Here is a 15,442-nt window from a genome sequence, read left to right on the forward strand (position 1 = left end):
CATTGCCGCGGGAAACAAGGTCCCCATATGCTTCGCACGCATAATCAGAAGGACACGTTCGATGACCCTCAACCGCCCTACCCCGCAACCCGTCTTCTCCCTTGCCGAAACCACCGGTCCGGCGCTTGGCGACCTGCCCGGCTGGAAGCTCTCGGACCTCTATCCGTCGGGCGATTCGCCGGAATACAAGGGCGATCTCGACAAGGCGGCGTCGATGGCGGCGGCTTTCGAGAAGAAATGGAAGGGCAAGCTTGAAGCAGCTGCGAAGGCGACGGGCGAAAACGGCATCGGTGCCGCGCTCAGGGAATATGAAGCGCTGGACGATCTCATTGGCCGCATCGGCTCCTTTGCCGGGCTCACCTATTTTTCCGATACGTCGAACCCGGCAAACGGCAAGCTTTACGGCGATGCCCAGGCGAAGCTGACGGATATTTCCTCCCACCTCCTGTTCTTCACCCTTGAGCTCAACCGCATCGATGACGCCACGATGGACGCCTGCATGGCCAATGACGCCGCGGCGGGTCACTACCGCCCGTGGCTGGTGGATTTGCGCAAGGACAAGCCGCACCAGCTCGACGACCAGCTGGAGCAGCTGTTCCTCGAAAAATCGATGACCAGCGCAGCGGCCTTCAACCGCCTGTTCGACGAGACGATGGCCGACCTGCGTTTCGACATTGACGGCGCGAGCCTGCCGCTGGAAGTGACGCTCAACATGCTGCAGGAACCGGAGCCGGAAACCCGAAAGAAAGCGGCTCAGGCGCTGAGCGCCACCTTCAAGGACAATATGCGCGTCTTCACGCTCATCACCAACACGCTTGCCAAGGACAAGGATATTTCCGACCGCTGGCGCAAATTCGAGGATATTGCCGATAGCCGTCATCTCGCCAACCGCGTCGAGCGCGAGGTGGTCGATGCCTTGGCGGCGGCGGTCAAGAAGGCCTATCCGCGCCTCTCGCATCGTTATTACGCCATGAAGGCGAAATGGCTCGGCATGGAGCAGATGAATTATTGGGACCGCAACGCGCCGCTTCCCGATACGTCGAACACCATCATTTCCTGGGATGAGGCAAAGGACACCGTGCTTTCCGCCTATGGCAATTTCGCCCCCGAGATGGCCGATATTGCCCGCCGTTTCTTCGATGAAGAGTGGATCGACGCGCCGGCCCGCCCCGGCAAGGCGCCAGGCGCCTTCGCGCATCCGACCGTGCCCTCGGCCCATCCTTACGTGCTCGTCAACTATCTCGGTAAACCGCGCGACGTGATGACGCTTGCCCATGAGCTTGGCCATGGCGTGCATCAGGTGCTGGCCGGGGAGCAGGGCGCCTTGATGTGCGCGACGCCGCTGACGCTTGCCGAGACCGCCTCCGTCTTCGGGGAAATGCTGACCTTCCGCAAGCTGCTCGACGACACGAAAGATGTCCGGGAACGCAAGGCCATGCTCGCCCGCAAGGTCGAGGACATGATCAACACGGTCGTGCGCCAGATCGCTTTTTATGAATTCGAGCGCAAGCTGCACACCGCCCGCAAACAGGGAGAACTGACCTCCGAGCAGATCGGTGAATTGTGGCTGTCCGTTCAGGCCGAGAGCCTTGGTCCGGCAATCCGGATTTCCGAAGGCTACGAGACATGGTGGACCTACATCCCCCATTTCATTCACTCGCCGTTTTATGTTTATGCCTATGCCTTCGGCGACTGCCTGGTGAACTCGCTCTATGCGGTTTACCAGAAGGCCGAGACGGGTTTTCAGGAGAAATATTTCGAGCTTCTGAAGGCGGGCGGCACCAAGCATCATTCGGAGCTTCTGAAACCCTTCGGCCTCGATGCGACCGATCCCTCTTTCTGGGACAAGGGGCTTTCGATGATCGAGGGGCTGATCGACGAGCTGGAAGCGCTGGATAACAAACAGGCTTAATCTCTTCCGCCGGCAGGGCTATCCTATTTCGGACAAGCTTTGCCGGTTGATATTGCCGGCGGAGACACCGGCAACAATTCGGGCGACGAGCACAGGCAATGAAACGCAAACCCGCCGATCTGACCTTGAGGGAAACCCTGCGCTGGGAGCCGCAGACCGGCTTTCAGCGCATCGACCAGCATATACGCCGATTGCTGCGCTCCGCCGACGCGCTCGGTTTTCGCGCGCCGGTCAATGCGGTTCAGGTGCTGGAAAAGAAGGTGGGTGGCGAAAAGCCGCTCTGCGTCAGGCTGGTCATGAACTACAAGGGCGAGCTCGACGTCGAAACCGCCGACTTCCAGCCCTTGCGGCAGGATGCCGTCTGGCGGGTCCGCATCGCCCGGCAGACCACGCTCGACTCCTCCGATACCTTCTATCGCCACAAGTCCTCACGCCGCGAGCCCTATGATGCCGCCCGGGCCGAATTTTCAGCCGGGGAGGCCGACGAGGTGCTGCTGCTCAACGAGCGCGGTGAGTTGTGCGAGGGATCGTCGACCAGCATTTTCGTCGAAATGCCGGATGGGCAATTGCTGACGCCGCCGCTCGACAGCGGCATTCTGCCGGGTGTGCTGCGCGCTGATCTGATCCGCGAACGCAGGGCGCGCGGACAGGCGCTGAAACCGGAAGACATTGCCGGCCGGAAACTCTTCGTCGGCAATTCGCTGCATGGGTTGATTGCGGCGGAACTCGTTTAAACAGTCACCGACAGAAGCCGGTCGCGGCCTTTTTCCTTGGCCGCATAAAGAGCCTGATCCGCCCGCATGAAAACATCGTCGGCGCTTTCGGGCGCGCGATAGACCGTCAGCCCGGCTGAACAGCTATAGGAAAAATCCGGGAATTCGGCGAGGGGCCTCGAAAGGCGCACCTTCTGCAGCAGCCGTTCGACGATCTCCCGGCCCTCGGCCACCGTGCTGCGCGGCAGGATGAGCATGAATTCCTCGCCGCCGATCCTTCCGAAACAATCCACCCGCCGGATGACGGAATGGGCGATGCCGACGAAATCGCGAAGCACCGCATCCCCGCATTTATGACCGAAACGGTCGTTGATCTGCTTGAAGAAATCGATATCGAGCGTGCACAGGCAAAAAAGCGTTTCCAGCCCCTTGGCAACCCGCTCCACCTGCAAAGCCAGCTTGGCGAAGACGAAACGGCGGTTTGCCGTTCCCGTCAATTCATCCGTCTGCGAGGCGCGGACTGCCAGATCCCGGTCCTGCCGCAGCGTTCTGTAGCCCTGGCGCAATTCGGTGACGTCGCTTGCAACGCACAGCATCCAGCCATCCTGCTGCACCGTTTCCGTCATCCAGAACCAGCGGCCGTCATGCATATCCATCTCAAAGGCGCGGTAAGGCAGCTTGCCGCGCCGGGACTGCGCCGACAGCAGCCATCCCTCGAAATCATTGTTGCGGACGACGACACCGGTGCGCAGCCGATGGTTCAGCCGCATGATATCCGCCCAGGTCGGGAAATCGCCGGCGGCGAGCTGAAAGCTTTCCCGAAACGACGGATTGGCATGGCGCAACCGGTCCTCGGAATCGTAAAGCGCAATAAGAACGGGGGTGGCACTCTGAAGCGCTGCGACACGCTCGATAAGATTATTCAACAGGCAACTCTCCCGTGATGGCGAAAATTCCCCCGTCGTCATCCGGCCAAAGCCCCCAAGCGTTTGGACATAGAGAGGAAAAGAAGAACTTAATTATAAAGGCACTATCTAAAATGCGAAGAGGCAGAATGCGGTGGAAAGGGTGCGCGCGCCCGCCTTGCCGTCGCCATCGTCATATGTCCGTCATCCACCTGCCCTTTATTGTGGCACGCTTTTATGATCTAGCTTACTTATTGGCTAAAAAAGGAAAATTGACGAATGACGGATAAAAACCACCCGATTTACGGCGATATTGACGGCCCCATCATCATGATCGGCTTCGGCTCCATCGGGCGTGGCACTCTTCCGTTGATCGAACGTCATTTCAATTTCGACAGGACCCGGCTCGTCGTCATCGACCCGCGCGAAGACATCGCCGCCTTTCTGGCCGAGAGGAATATCCGCCATATCCAGACGCATCTGACCAAGGAAAATTACCGCGAGATTCTCAAGCCGCTCCTCAAGGGCGTTCAGGGCCAGGGCTTCTGCGTCAATCTTTCGGTCGATGCCGCCTCCGTCGATTTGATGCGGATTTGTCGCAAGCATGGCATGCTTTACATCGACACGGTCGTCGAACCCTGGCCTGGTTTTTATTTCGACGCCGATGCCGATAATGCGGCCAGAACCAATTATTCGCTGCGCGAGACCATGTTGAAGGAAAGGACGCGCAAGCCGGGCGGCACGACGGCGGTTTCCACCTGCGGCGCCAATCCGGGCATGGTGTCCTGGTTCGTGAAACAGGCACTCGTCAATCTCGCCAAAGATACCGGCCTCGACATCGAGGAGCCGCAGCCGCATGACCGCGATGGCTGGGCAAAGCTGATGAAGCGGCTTGGCGTCAAGGGCGTTCACGTGGCCGAACGCGACACCCAGCGGGCGAAGGAACCTAAGCCCTTCGGCGCTTTCTGGAACACATGGTCCGTCGAAGGTTTTATCGCGGAAGGTTTTCAGCCAGCCGAACTCGGCTGGGGAACGCATGAAAACTGGATGCCGAAAAACGCAAAAAAGCAGAAAAAGGGAAGCAAGGCGGCGATCTATCTCGATCAGCCCGGCGCCAATACGCGGGTGCGGACATGGTGTCCGGGCCTTGGGCCGCAATACGGATTTCTCGTCACGCATAACGAAGCGATTTCGATTTCCGACTATTTCACCGTCCGCAACGATGATGGCGACGTGACCTATCGGCCAACCTGCCATTATGCCTACCATCCCTGCAATGACGCCATTCTTTCCCTGCATGAGCTTTTCGGCAATGGCGGCACCCCTCAGCCGATCCAGCATGTGCTCGGCGAAGACGAGCTTGTCGACGGCGCCGATGAACTCGGCGTTCTTCTTTATGGCCATGACAGGAATGCCTATTGGTATGGCTCGCGGTTGAGCCTGCAGGAAGCACGCTCACTCGCCCCCAACCAGAATGCGACCGGATTGCAGGTCAGCTCCGCTGTGCTCGCGGGCATGGTCTGGGCGATCGAAAATCCGCAAGCCGGTATCGTCGAGGCGGATGAAATGGATTACCGCCGTTGCCTTGAGGTGCAGCGCCCCTATCTCGGGCCCGTCGAGGGACATTATACCGACTGGAAGCCGACCGATGGCCGCCCCGGCCTGTTTCCCGACAATATCGATACGTCCGATCCCTGGCAGTTTCGCAACATCCTCGTGCGCTGACGGGGCGGAGTCTCATATTTGTCACGCCGGGGCTTTCCTGCACGACATCAGGAACCGGGGAGAGCGAACAACGTTGCCTTGAAATAAGCAACGCTTCGCGGCATGGTCGAAGCACAGAAGGTTTCATCGAATCGCAGGAGAACAGGCCCATGAACTTCAAGACAAGCGCTGCTTTGCTTTCAGCCGCCATCGCGGTGTCTTCATGCGTCGCGCCGGGTCCCTCCCAGCAGACCTCGATGGCGCCTTCGCTTTCCCGCGGCCCGGCCGTCGACGGTCGCTGGATCGACCGCAACGGCATCGTATCGACATTCCAGAACGGCGCCTTCTCCACCCGTTCGACCGATACCAACACGCTTCTGGCCTCCGGCACCTATGTCACGATCTCGCCGACGCTTTACGAAATCAACATGACCTCGCTGGTGCGCAACACGCAGTCGCGCGTCAACTGCGCCCTCGTCTCCCCGTCACAATTGAACTGCACGACGGACACGAACAGCCAGTTCTCGCTGACGCGCCAGGGCTGATAACGTCACCTTTTCAAAGAGATGATCTTCTGGAACGCACGCCTCAGGCGTGCGTTTTCGTTTATTGTGCGCCTGTCATAATTTCGCTTGCGGCGATTGCCGCTAAATGGAAACATCGCGCTTTGAAAGACTGACATGATTTCAGATTAGAAAATGAGCACGGCCGGAGGATGATCGACCCCCGGGCTTCCGCTTTGAACAGGAGAGAGGGACCATGAAGAAAATTTTGGGACTGGGCATGCTGAGCGTTTCGGCGATAACGCTTTCGGCCGGAGCGGCTCTGGCCGATTATGAGCTCAACATTCTTCACATCAACGATTTTCACTCCCGTATCGAATCGATCAACAAGTTCGACTCGACCTGCTCGGCGGAAGAAGAAGGCAAAAACGAATGCTTCGGCGGCGCCGCCCGTCTTCTGACTGCAATCAATCAGACCCGTGATGCCCTGAAGGCTCAAGGCAAGAATGTCCTCCTGCTCAATGCCGGCGACAATTTCCAGGGATCGCTGTTCTACACCACCTACAAGGGCACGGTGGAAGCGGAAGTGCTGAACGCCATGAAGTTCGACGCCATGACCGTCGGCAACCATGAGTTCGACGACAGCGAGGACGGGCTTGCCGGCTTCCTAGACAAGGTGCAGTTCCCCGTCGTGACCGCCAATGTGGTGGCCACCGCCGCCTCGAAAATCGGCGACCGCGTCAAGCCGTCCATCGTGCTCGAAGTCGGCGGACAGAAAATCGGTATTGTCGGCGCGGTCGCGAACGACACGGCGGAACTGGCAACGCCCGGCCCCAATATCACCATCGCCGAAGATGTCGCGAAAATCAGCGAGCAGGTGCAGAAGCTGAAGCAGGACGGCGTCGACAAGATCATCGCGCTGACCCATGTCGGCTATCCGCGCGATCTCGAATTCATCGCCAAAATCCCTGACGTCGACGTCGTGGTCGGCGGCCACACACATACGCTGCTTTCCAACACCGACCAGAAGGCCGAAGGCCCCTATCCCACCCTCGTCGACAATCCCGGCGGCTATAAGGTTCCGGTCGTCCAAGCCGGACAGTACAGCAAATATCTGGGCGACCTCAAAGTGGTCTTCGATGACAGTGGCGTGGTCAAGGAAAGCAAGGGCGATCCAATCCTCATCGACTCCTCCTTCAAGCCCGATGAAGCCACGCTGAAGCGCATCGATGAGCTGAAGGCGCCGATCGAGGCTCTGAAGTCGAAGGTCGTCGGCTCCTCGGAAGGCCCGATCGAGGGAGACCGCAAGGTTTGCCGCGTGAAGGAATGCTCCATGGGCAATCTGGTGGCGGATGCAACGCTTGCGCGCGTCAAGGATCAGGGCGTGACCATCGCTTTCGCCAATAGCGGCGGCCTGCGCTCCTCCATCGATGCCGGCGATGTCTCCATGGGCGAAGTGCTGACGGTTCTGCCGTTCCAGAACACCGTCGCAACCTTCCAGCTGAAGGGCGAGGATATTCGCGCCGCCCTCGAAAACGGCGTCAGCCAGATCGACGACGGTGCTGGTCGTTTCATGCAGGTCTCCGGCCTGAAATATTCCTTCGACCGCTCGAAGCCCGCCGGCGGCCGGGTCGTTTCGGTCGAGGTCAAGGAAGGCGACGCTTTCGTGCCTCTCGATCCCGCCAAGACCTACATCGTCGCGGCCAATAATTACGTGCGTACCGGCGGCGATGGCTTCAAGGTCTTTGCGACCAAGGCCATCAACGCCTATGACTTCGGCCCTAACCTCGAGGAAGCCGTTGCGGCCTATATCACCGCCAACAGCCCCTATAAGCCCTACACGGATGGCCGTATCAGCGAAGTGACGCCTGCCGGTTATGTCGCTCCGGCAAAGCCTGCGGCACCTGCGCCGGCAGCAACCGCACCTGCGCCGGCCGCCACACCCGCTCCCGCAGCACCTGCAGCCACAGCACCGGCCGCCACGGCTCCGGCCACGGCGACGCCCGCCGCAGCCGCTGCTACCGCCAGCAAATATATCGTTGAAAAGGGCGACTCGCTCTGGAAGATCGCAGCCGAGAAATATGGCGACGGCGCTCTCTGGAGCAGGATTGCCAAGGCAAACACGCTGAAGCATCCGAACCACATCGAGATCGGCGAGGAGCTGGAGCTGCCGGCTCAATAAGCCGGACGGGAACAGACAGGGCAATTTGCCGCAGACAGGAAACCGGCCCTCGGAAATCGGGGCCGGTTTCTTATTTTCCTTTTAAAAACAAATCCTTACAGATCAAATTTTGGCAAAGGACATCCTGCAGCGCCCCCCGCCCCGGAAATAGCCTCCGCCGGTGGTTTAATCCTGAAAAATTTCGTCTAGAACACGTGAACAAATTGATAGCACGAGCGTATAGCTCGGGCATCGCCGGCCCAACCCCGTCGCGGTTTGCGTTCGGCGCGCATAAACAGAAGATGGAGCGTTTCCGCCCTTGTCCGAAACGGAACCGCTCCTCACGCAACCAGTCCGAGTTTCAGGGTGTCATTCATGGCGACAGAACTATCCGCACTCCCCGCAAACCATCCCCACACAGCATTTGGCAAGGTCGGCGTCCTGCTCGTCAACCTCGGCACGCCTGACGGTACGGACTATTGGCCGATGCGCCGTTATTTGGCGGAATTCCTGAGCGACAAGCGGGTAATCGAATGGTCGCGTCTCTACTGGTATCCGATCCTTTACGGCATTGTTCTCAACAAGCGCCCTCAGAAAGTCGGCAAGGCCTATGAGGAGATCTGGAACCGCGAGCGCAATGAAAGCTATCTGCGCACCTATACTCGCAGCCAGGGCGAGCTGCTGGCGGAAGCGCTGAAGGACCTGCCCAATGTCGCGGTCGACTGGGGCATGCGTTACGGCCAGCCCTCCATCGCCTCCAAGATCGACGCGCTGAAGGAACAGGGTTGCGAAAAAATCCTGCTTTTCCCGCTTTACCCGCAATATTCCGCATCGACCACGGCAACCGTGAACGACAAGGCTTTCGAGCATTTGATGAAGCTGCGCTGGCAGCCCGCCATCCGCACCGTACCGCCCTATCACGACGATCCAGCCTATATCGAGGCGCTCGCCGCCTCCGTCAAAAACCATCTGGCGACGCTGGACTGGGAGCCGGAAATGCTGATCACCTCTTTCCACGGCATTCCGCAATCCTATTTCAAAAAGGGCGATCCCTATTATTGTCACTGCCAGAAAACCGCACGGCTGCTGCGCGAGGCGCTGGGGCGGACAGAGAAAAATTTCATGATCACCTTCCAGTCGCGTTTCGGACCGGAAGAATGGTTGCAGCCCTATACCGACAAGACCGTGGAGAAGCTGGCCTCGCAAGGCATCAAGCGCATCGCCGTGATGAATCCCGGCTTCGTTTCGGATTGTCTTGAGACGCTGGAAGAAATCGCCGGTGAAGCAGGCGAGATTTTCCTGCATAATGGCGGAGAGAAATTTACCCATATTCCCTGCCTGAACGACAGCGCCGAGGGCATGAATGTTCTCGAAAAGGTTGTGCGGCGGGAGTTGCAAGGATGGGTGTAATCTTGCCATAACGATGCCGGGATAAAACCCGGACGGTTCCGATCAGGAGGAAAAGTGATGATTGCATTGGGCGGTTTCGACATCGTCGTCATGGCAGCGGTGGTTCTCGTTATTCTGGTGCTGTTTGCCGGCATCAAGACCGTCCCCCAGGGGCATCGTTACACGGTTGAACGGTTCGGGCGCTACACCCGCACACTCGAGCCGGGCCTGAACCTCATCGTGCCGTTCTTCGAAACCATTGGTTCGAAAATGAACGTGATGGAGCAGGTCCTTCATATACCGACACAGGAAGTCATCACCCGCGACAATGCCAGCGTCTCCGCCGACGCCGTCACCTTCTATCAGGTCCTCAATGCCGCGCAGGCCGCTTACCAGATCGCCAATCTGGAAATGGCCATCGAAAACCTCACCATGACCAATATCCGTTCGGTGATGGGCTCGATGGACCTCGACGAATTGCTGTCGAACCGCGACGCCATCAACGACCGCCTGCTGCGTGTGGTGGACGAGGCGGTGGGACCATGGGGCATCAAGGTCACCCGCATCGAAATCAAGGACATCGCACCGCCGAAGGATCTCGTCGATTCCATGGCGCGGCAGATGAAGGCCGAGCGCGAAAAACGCGCGCAGGTGCTGGAAGCCGAAGGCGCCCGCAATGCCCAGATCCTGCGCGCGGAAGGCGCAAAGCAATCCGCCATTCTGGAGGCGGAAGGCCAGCGCGAGGCGGCATTCCGCGATGCCGAGGCGCGCGAGCGTCTGGCCGAGGCCGAAGCCAATGCCACCCGCATGGTCTCGGAAGCCATCGCCGCCGGCAATGTCCACGCCATCAACTATTTCGTCGCCCAGAAATATACCGAGGCTCTGGCGGAGATCGGCACGGCGAAGAATTCCAAGATCGTGCTGATGCCGATGGAGGCTTCGGCGCTGATCGGTTCCCTCGGCGGTATCGGCACGATTGCGAAAGAGGTTTTCGGTGACAGGGGCGATGCGCCGACTGCGCCCGCCGCCTCCACAGCGCCCCGTTCCGTGCCGCCGACGCGGCCTTCCGCCCAGAGCATCAACGTCACGATCCCCGGTAATCCCTTCGGTTCCTCATCGGAGAAGTGATGATGTTGCAACGGCTTGCCACTGAGCTGGGACCATGGAGCTGGTGGATTGTCGCCTTCGTGCTTCTGGCCGCCGAACTCATCGCTCCCGGCGTATTCCTGATCTGGATCGGCCTCGCCGCGCTGGTCATCGGCGCGGTCTCGCTGCTTTTATGGGATGCGGCATTCTGGGCCTGGCAATTGCAGCTGGTGCTGTTTGCCGCGCTTTCCGTCGTCTTCGCCCTGCTCGGCCGGAAATATTTCGGCAGGAACCGGGCGGCAAGCGACGAGCCCTTCCTCAACCAGCGTGAGGCAAGCCTTGTCGGCCGCACCGCGACCCTTCAGGAGCCGATTGTCGAAGGGCGTGGCCGGATCAGGCTGGACGATATCTGGTGGCCCGTCAACGGCGAAGACCTGCCGGCCGGCACCCGTGTGAGAATTGCTTCCGCACGCGGACGCACGCTTACAATCGAGCCGTTAGACCGATAGATTCAGACCAGCTTTTTCAGGATCGGCGCTGGCTTCAAGCCACGCCAATTCTCAAGAGATCGTGGAAATGCACCAGCCCGATAGGACGGTTGTCGTCATCGATGACAATCAGCGCGCCAATGTGGAATTTTTCCAGCGTCGCCAGCGCGCTGGTCGCCAGCACCGATTTTTTGACGGTCTTCGGCGTGCGGGTCATGATGTCATCGACCGTCATTTCGGCGAGGTTGCGCGACAAGTTGCGCGCCATATCGCCTTCGGTGACGATGCCGCAAAGGCGGCCATCCTCGTCCAGAATGCCGACGCAGCCGAAATGCTTGCGGGAGAGAACCCCGACCGCTTCCGGCATGGCCGTTCCCTTGTTGACCAGCGGCACACGATCACCGGTATGCATGATATCGCTGACCAGCGTCAGGCTCGCCCCCAGCTTGCCGCCGGGATGAAACACCTTGAAATCGCCCGCGGTGAAATTGCGCGCCTCCAGCAGCGCAACGGCAAGGGCATCGCCCAGCGCAAGCTGCATCAACGTTGAGGTCGTCGGCGCAAGGCCGAGCGGGCAGGCTTCCTGCTCATTGGGAACCAGCAGCACGATATCGGAAGCCTGTGCCAGCGATGAATTTTCCGAGCAGGTGAGCGCTATCAACGGAATGGAGAAACGGCGCGAATAGTTGATGATGCTGCGCAGTTCGGCGCTTTCGCCGCCCTTGGAAATGGCCAGCACCACATCATCGCCGCCGATCATGCCCAGATCGCCGTGATTGGCCTCCGCCGCATGCACAAAAAAGGCAGGCGTCCCGGTAGAGGCGAAGGTGGCGGCAAGCTTCGCGCCTATATGGCCGCTTTTACCGACCCCGGTAATGATGAGACGGCCATTCGACTGGCCGATGGTCTCGATAGCCTTGCAGAAGGGGTCTGAAAGACCGTTCCTCAGAGCATCCTCAAGGGCGGCAAGGCCAGCCCGCTCCATCGAAATCGTCCGCACGGCGGATTCGATGGCATTGTCTTCGACCAGTTTGACGGCGCGCGTAATCATGGCCGACTGTTACTCTTTCAGCCGGAATAAGTCCACTCTCCAGCCCGTCGGCGCGGGGTTTTAGTCGATGTCGTCCGAAAATGTTCGACGGTTTCAGTCCAACGACATGTCATCAATGACGCCGGTCCGGCGGAGAAATCTCCTCCATCGTTCCAAGCCGCTTGAAAGGGATGTTTTCCTCGTCGACCAGATATCGCCCGAGCGTCCTTACCCATGAGACCGAGCCGTCGCTGCGGCGCACGGCATATTCCTGATTATAAAAACTCGCGGCCTTGAGCGTGGTCAACGCCGTTTCGATCACATGGTTTCGATGATCGAGGTCCACTTTTTCAAGCATCTGAAAAATGCTGATGCCCTGCATCGCTTCCCGAAGCGGAATCCCGAAGAGTTCAGCACATACTTCATCTAGGTAGAAACGGTCATTGGTAATATCCCAACAATAAAAACCGACCTGCTTGGCGTTCAAAACGGGATTCATGAAACGGCGCTGTCACACAAAATAAAATTCAATACCACTTGCTGCGCAATATACGATCAGCCGCTGTAAACTATAGGGCAATTCCGTGCCAAATTGAAACGTTTTAATCTTCTCATATTAGAATTTTTTTGCATTTATGACTATTCTTCTCCAGTAACCGAGGTGAGTGAAATCGAGCCGCCCGATTGAGCGATGGGGTGTCTCTGCTTTTCCCTCGCCTGCCATAACACTGAAATCCCGGCGATCTTTATCAACTGTTAACCATAAAAAACCTATTGTTAAAGCGATGTTAAAACTTGCGTCGCCTGTCTGGTCCCTGGTTTCTTCACGTCATTTCATCGGCCTGTCACTCATCGGGCCTGAGGAGATGTCTTGTTGGCCCTTCGATCCGGCATCGGCCAAACTCGCCGGGTGAAAAGGAATGAGCGTGAAGGGCACCGCCACACGTCTGCCGACGTCGCGGAAAGCAGCAACCCTGCTGCTCGCCTGCACGATTTTTTACCCACAGGGAAGCACCTTCGCGCAGACTGCAACGACAGCCATACCCGTCTTGCCGGGCAGCGCTTCTGCCGTCGACGGAGCAGCTTCCGCCACACCGGCGACGGACAATGGGTTGAGCACTGGGACTGGCGCTGTCCCGGCCACAGCTACACCCACGCCGGCACCGCAACTCTGGCGTCCGTCCAACAATCCCGGCGATCCGATTTACGAACAGCAGGACGAAGCGGGCCAACCCTATGCTGAAGGCGAAAACCCCTATGAGCCGACGGTGGACGGTGGCGAAAATCCACGGACAGCCACCGAACCCGGCCAGACGCCCGGCATCCGGCTCGGCACATTCCTGCTGCGGCCCTCGATCAGCCAGACGATCAATACGGAAAAGCAGACGAATACTGGCGGCCCTTCCAGACGCAATTATCTGACGACAGGCATACGCGGTACGCTCACCAGCGACTGGTCCCGTCACGCTTTAACGGTAACCGGCGACGGCGCCTGGGAGAGGAACTTCGGCAGCGACAAGGACGGCGAAGAACCCCGGGCAAGGGTAGAGGCCGATCTGCGCCTTGATCTCGGCGAAGAAACGACGGCCAATCTCAAGGCCGGTTACGAATTCAGCCGCGAAGACACGACGGACCCTAATGCTCTCACCGGCGCTGCCGTGCAGGGCGGCGAACACCGCTTCACCACCAGCGCATCGATAGAGCGGGATTTCGGCAAGCTGCGCGGCCTGGCGGCGCTCGATCTCTCGCGCACGGTCTATACGGATGCGAAAGGCGTCGACGGCCGGCCGATCAGCCTCAGTGACCGCGACCAGAACGGCGCGAACCTGCGCGGACGCATCGGTTATGAATTGTCGCCAGCGCTCATCCCCTTCCTCGAACTGAATGCCGGGACGACCAAATATGACAGGCGTCTCGACAATTCGGGCTATGCCCGCTCCTCCAATGCCTATGGGGCGAAGGTCGGCGCGGAAGTCGATCTTGGCGAGAAGACACGTGGCGAGGCCGCCATCGGCTATCTGCGCAAGCAATATGACGACGATCGCCTCGCCTCGATCGGCGCATTGACGCTGGATGGCGAACTCAACTGGTCACCCCAGCGGGGCACCAATGTCAATCTCGGGCTGCGCACGACGATAGAGGACTTTGCCGGCGGACCGCAGGGTGGCTGGATTTCCTATCGGCTGGATGCCGGCCTGACCCACGAATTGCGCAGCAACCTCGTTGCCCGCCTGACGGGACAGATCGTGCATCGCACATTCCCCTCTTCCGACATGCAAAATGCCGTTGAATATACCGCGGGTGCCGGCTTGACCTGGGGGCTGAACCGTTATCTCGACCTGACGGCGGACGTCAGCTATCAGTGGACACCGGTTTATGACAGCAGCGAGCTGCGCGTCGGCGCAGGACTTGTCCTTAAGCGATAGGCTTCGGCCAAAAAGAAATCCCGGCGCTGAGGCCGGGATTCCGTTGTTGTTCTGGTGAATTACTTCAGCCCGTTGATCAGGGCCTTGATCGGCTCTTCGATCGCCGGGCGAATATCGCCACGCTCCAGCGCGAAGGCGACGTTGGCAAGAATGAAACCATCCTTGGCGCCGCAATCGAAGGTCTGTCCACGGAAATGATATCCGGAGAACTGCTGCGACTTGGCAAGCGTCAGCATGCCGTCCGTCAGCTGGATTTCGTTGCCGGCGCCACGCTCCTGATTTTCGAGAATGTCAAAAATCTCGGGCTGAAGAATATAACGGCCGTTGATATAGAAATTCGACGGCGCCGTACCCTTGGCAGGCTTTTCGACCATTTCAGTGATCTTGAAACCTTCACCCACGGCATCACCCACGCCGACGATACCGTATTTATGCGTCTGGTCGGGAGCGCATTCCTGCACCGCGATGACGTTGCCCTGGGTCTGGTCGTAAAGTTCGACCATGCCCTTGAGGCAGCTTTTCTGCGAATGCATGATCATATCGGGCAAGAGCACGGCGAAAGGCTCGTCACCGACAATATCACGGGCGCACCAGACCGCATGGCCAAGACCGAGCGGCACCTGCTGGCGCGTGAAGCTCGCAGTACCCGCCTTGGGCAGAAGGCCGGCCAGCAATGTCAGCTCGGCATTCTTGTTGCGCTCGCGCAGCATCTGTTCAAGTTCAAATTGAATATCAAAATAATCTTCAATCACCGCCTTGCCGCGGCCGGTGACAAATACAAAATGCTCGATGCCCGCTTCCGCCGCCTCATCGACAACGTATTGAATGACCGGCTTGTCGACGACGGTGAGCATTTCTTTCGGAACCGCCTTGGTTGCGGGCAGGAAACGCGTGCCGAGACCTGCGACCGGAAATACGGCCTTCCGAATTTTCTTCTGTTCTACCACATATCCCTCCTGAGAGATAAAACTTGATCACAATCCCCGCACGCTGTTGTTATTTCAAAAATAACAACGTTTTGTAAAGGGTGACGCTACCATCTATTAATGGTAAAGAATTTGTTGACGTTCTTTTGTTATCCATGATGACGCCCGATGCGTTTTCGCAATCGAAATGACATTCGAG

Annotated in this window: 13 protein-coding genes; 9 read left to right on the forward strand and 4 right to left on the reverse strand. The window is 58.7% G+C overall.

Going from position 1 to position 15,442, the window contains the following annotated elements:
- Positions 1–61 precede the first annotated feature (61 nt).
- On the forward strand, positions 62–1,912 hold the full coding sequence (locus AGR7B_RS17940) for a M3 family oligoendopeptidase (protein ID WP_080857482.1): 1,851 nt from the start codon (positions 62–64) through the stop codon (positions 1,910–1,912).
- 98 nt (positions 1,913–2,010) lie between these two features.
- Positions 2,011–2,646: an aminotransferase class IV family protein gene (locus AGR7B_RS17945; protein ID WP_078052050.1), complete on the forward strand. Its 636-nt coding sequence runs from the start codon at positions 2,011–2,013 to the stop codon at positions 2,644–2,646.
- Here AGR7B_RS17945 and AGR7B_RS17950 read toward each other — a convergent pair.
- On the reverse strand, positions 2,643–3,551 hold the full coding sequence (locus AGR7B_RS17950; RefSeq protein ID WP_078052051.1) for a sensor domain-containing diguanylate cyclase: 909 nt from the start codon (positions 3,549–3,551) through the stop codon (positions 2,643–2,645). The genes AGR7B_RS17945 and AGR7B_RS17950 overlap by 4 nt on opposite strands.
- 258 nt (positions 3,552–3,809) lie before the next feature.
- Here AGR7B_RS17950 and AGR7B_RS17955 point away from each other — a divergent pair, with 258 nt between their 5' ends.
- From AGR7B_RS17955 to AGR7B_RS17980, 6 genes are all read left to right on the forward strand, one after another.
- Complete coding sequence (locus AGR7B_RS17955; RefSeq protein WP_065656517.1) at positions 3,810–5,255, forward strand: homospermidine synthase; 1,446 nt, start codon at positions 3,810–3,812, stop codon at positions 5,253–5,255.
- A gap of 149 nt (positions 5,256–5,404) precedes the next feature.
- Entirely contained in the window at positions 5,405–5,779 is a 375-nt protein-coding gene (gene omp10, locus AGR7B_RS17960; protein WP_003506132.1) for an outer membrane lipoprotein Omp10, read from the forward strand.
- Between the two features lie 214 nt (positions 5,780–5,993).
- Positions 5,994–7,919 carry a 5'-nucleotidase C-terminal domain-containing protein gene (locus AGR7B_RS17965; RefSeq protein WP_080857483.1) on the forward strand — a complete coding sequence of 642 codons (1,926 nt, stop codon included), beginning with the start codon at positions 5,994–5,996 and terminating at the stop codon, positions 7,917–7,919.
- A gap of 354 nt (positions 7,920–8,273) precedes the next feature.
- Positions 8,274–9,308: a ferrochelatase gene (gene hemH, locus AGR7B_RS17970; RefSeq protein ID WP_080857484.1), complete on the forward strand. Its 1,035-nt coding sequence runs from the start codon at positions 8,274–8,276 to the stop codon at positions 9,306–9,308.
- A 57-nt stretch (positions 9,309–9,365) separates the two neighbouring features.
- Positions 9,366–10,415 carry an SPFH domain-containing protein gene (locus AGR7B_RS17975; RefSeq protein ID WP_080857485.1) on the forward strand — a complete coding sequence of 350 codons (1,050 nt, stop codon included), beginning with the start codon at positions 9,366–9,368 and terminating at the stop codon, positions 10,413–10,415.
- Between the two features lie 2 nt (positions 10,416–10,417).
- The gene (locus tag AGR7B_RS17980) at positions 10,418–10,882 is read left to right on the forward strand and encodes an NfeD family protein (protein WP_080858160.1); all 465 of its coding nucleotides are present in this window, start codon (positions 10,418–10,420) and stop codon (positions 10,880–10,882) included.
- A 34-nt stretch (positions 10,883–10,916) separates the two neighbouring features.
- On the opposite strand, the gene AGR7B_RS17985 is transcribed toward AGR7B_RS17980, so the two are convergent.
- Complete coding sequence (locus tag AGR7B_RS17985) at positions 10,917–11,912, reverse strand: KpsF/GutQ family sugar-phosphate isomerase (protein WP_003519544.1); 996 nt, start codon at positions 11,910–11,912, stop codon at positions 10,917–10,919.
- A 112-nt stretch (positions 11,913–12,024) separates the two neighbouring features.
- A complete protein-coding gene (locus AGR7B_RS17990) occupies positions 12,025–12,390 on the reverse strand; it encodes a PAS domain-containing protein (RefSeq protein WP_065656522.1) in 366 nt (121 codons plus the stop codon).
- Between the two features lie 421 nt (positions 12,391–12,811).
- On the opposite strand from AGR7B_RS17990, the gene uppP reads away from it, so the two are divergent.
- A complete protein-coding gene (gene uppP, locus AGR7B_RS17995; protein WP_080857486.1) occupies positions 12,812–14,317 on the forward strand; it encodes a polysaccharide biosynthesis protein UppP in 1,506 nt (501 codons plus the stop codon).
- A gap of 59 nt (positions 14,318–14,376) precedes the next feature.
- Here uppP and galU read toward each other — a convergent pair whose 3' ends face one another.
- Complete coding sequence (galU, locus tag AGR7B_RS18000; protein WP_065656524.1) at positions 14,377–15,264, reverse strand: UTP--glucose-1-phosphate uridylyltransferase GalU; 888 nt, start codon at positions 15,262–15,264, stop codon at positions 14,377–14,379.
- Positions 15,265–15,442: the final 178 nt, after the last annotated feature.

Origin of the sequence: Agrobacterium deltaense RV3, from assembly GCF_900013505.1 — a bacterium.
Taxonomy (GTDB): Bacteria; Pseudomonadota; Alphaproteobacteria; order Rhizobiales; family Rhizobiaceae; genus Agrobacterium; species Agrobacterium leguminum.

What these genes read in the sequence shown, in the direction of transcription:
- AGR7B_RS17945 (WP_078052050.1), top strand. Translation starts at nt 2,011, where the DNA reads ATGAAACGCAAACCCGCCGATCTGACCTTGAGGGAAACCCTGCGCTGG.
- omp10 (WP_003506132.1), top strand. Translation starts at nt 5,405, where the DNA reads ATGAACTTCAAGACAAGCGCTGCTTTGCTTTCAGCCGCCATCGCGGTG.
- AGR7B_RS17975 (WP_080857485.1), top strand. Translation starts at nt 9,366, where the DNA reads ATGATTGCATTGGGCGGTTTCGACATCGTCGTCATGGCAGCGGTGGTT.
- AGR7B_RS17980 (WP_080858160.1), top strand. Translation starts at nt 10,418, where the DNA reads ATGTTGCAACGGCTTGCCACTGAGCTGGGACCATGGAGCTGGTGGATT.
- hemH (WP_080857484.1), top strand. Translation starts at nt 8,274, where the DNA reads ATGGCGACAGAACTATCCGCACTCCCCGCAAACCATCCCCACACAGCA.
- AGR7B_RS17965 (WP_080857483.1), top strand. Translation starts at nt 5,994, where the DNA reads ATGAAGAAAATTTTGGGACTGGGCATGCTGAGCGTTTCGGCGATAACG.
- AGR7B_RS17990 (WP_065656522.1), bottom strand. Translation starts at nt 12,390, where the DNA reads ATGAATCCCGTTTTGAACGCCAAGCAGGTCGGTTTTTATTGTTGGGAT.
- AGR7B_RS17955 (WP_065656517.1), top strand. Translation starts at nt 3,810, where the DNA reads ATGACGGATAAAAACCACCCGATTTACGGCGATATTGACGGCCCCATC.
- AGR7B_RS17940 (WP_080857482.1), top strand. Translation starts at nt 62, where the DNA reads ATGACCCTCAACCGCCCTACCCCGCAACCCGTCTTCTCCCTTGCCGAA.
- AGR7B_RS17985 (WP_003519544.1), bottom strand. Translation starts at nt 11,912, where the DNA reads ATGATTACGCGCGCCGTCAAACTGGTCGAAGACAATGCCATCGAATCC.
- uppP (WP_080857486.1), top strand. Translation starts at nt 12,812, where the DNA reads ATGAGCGTGAAGGGCACCGCCACACGTCTGCCGACGTCGCGGAAAGCA.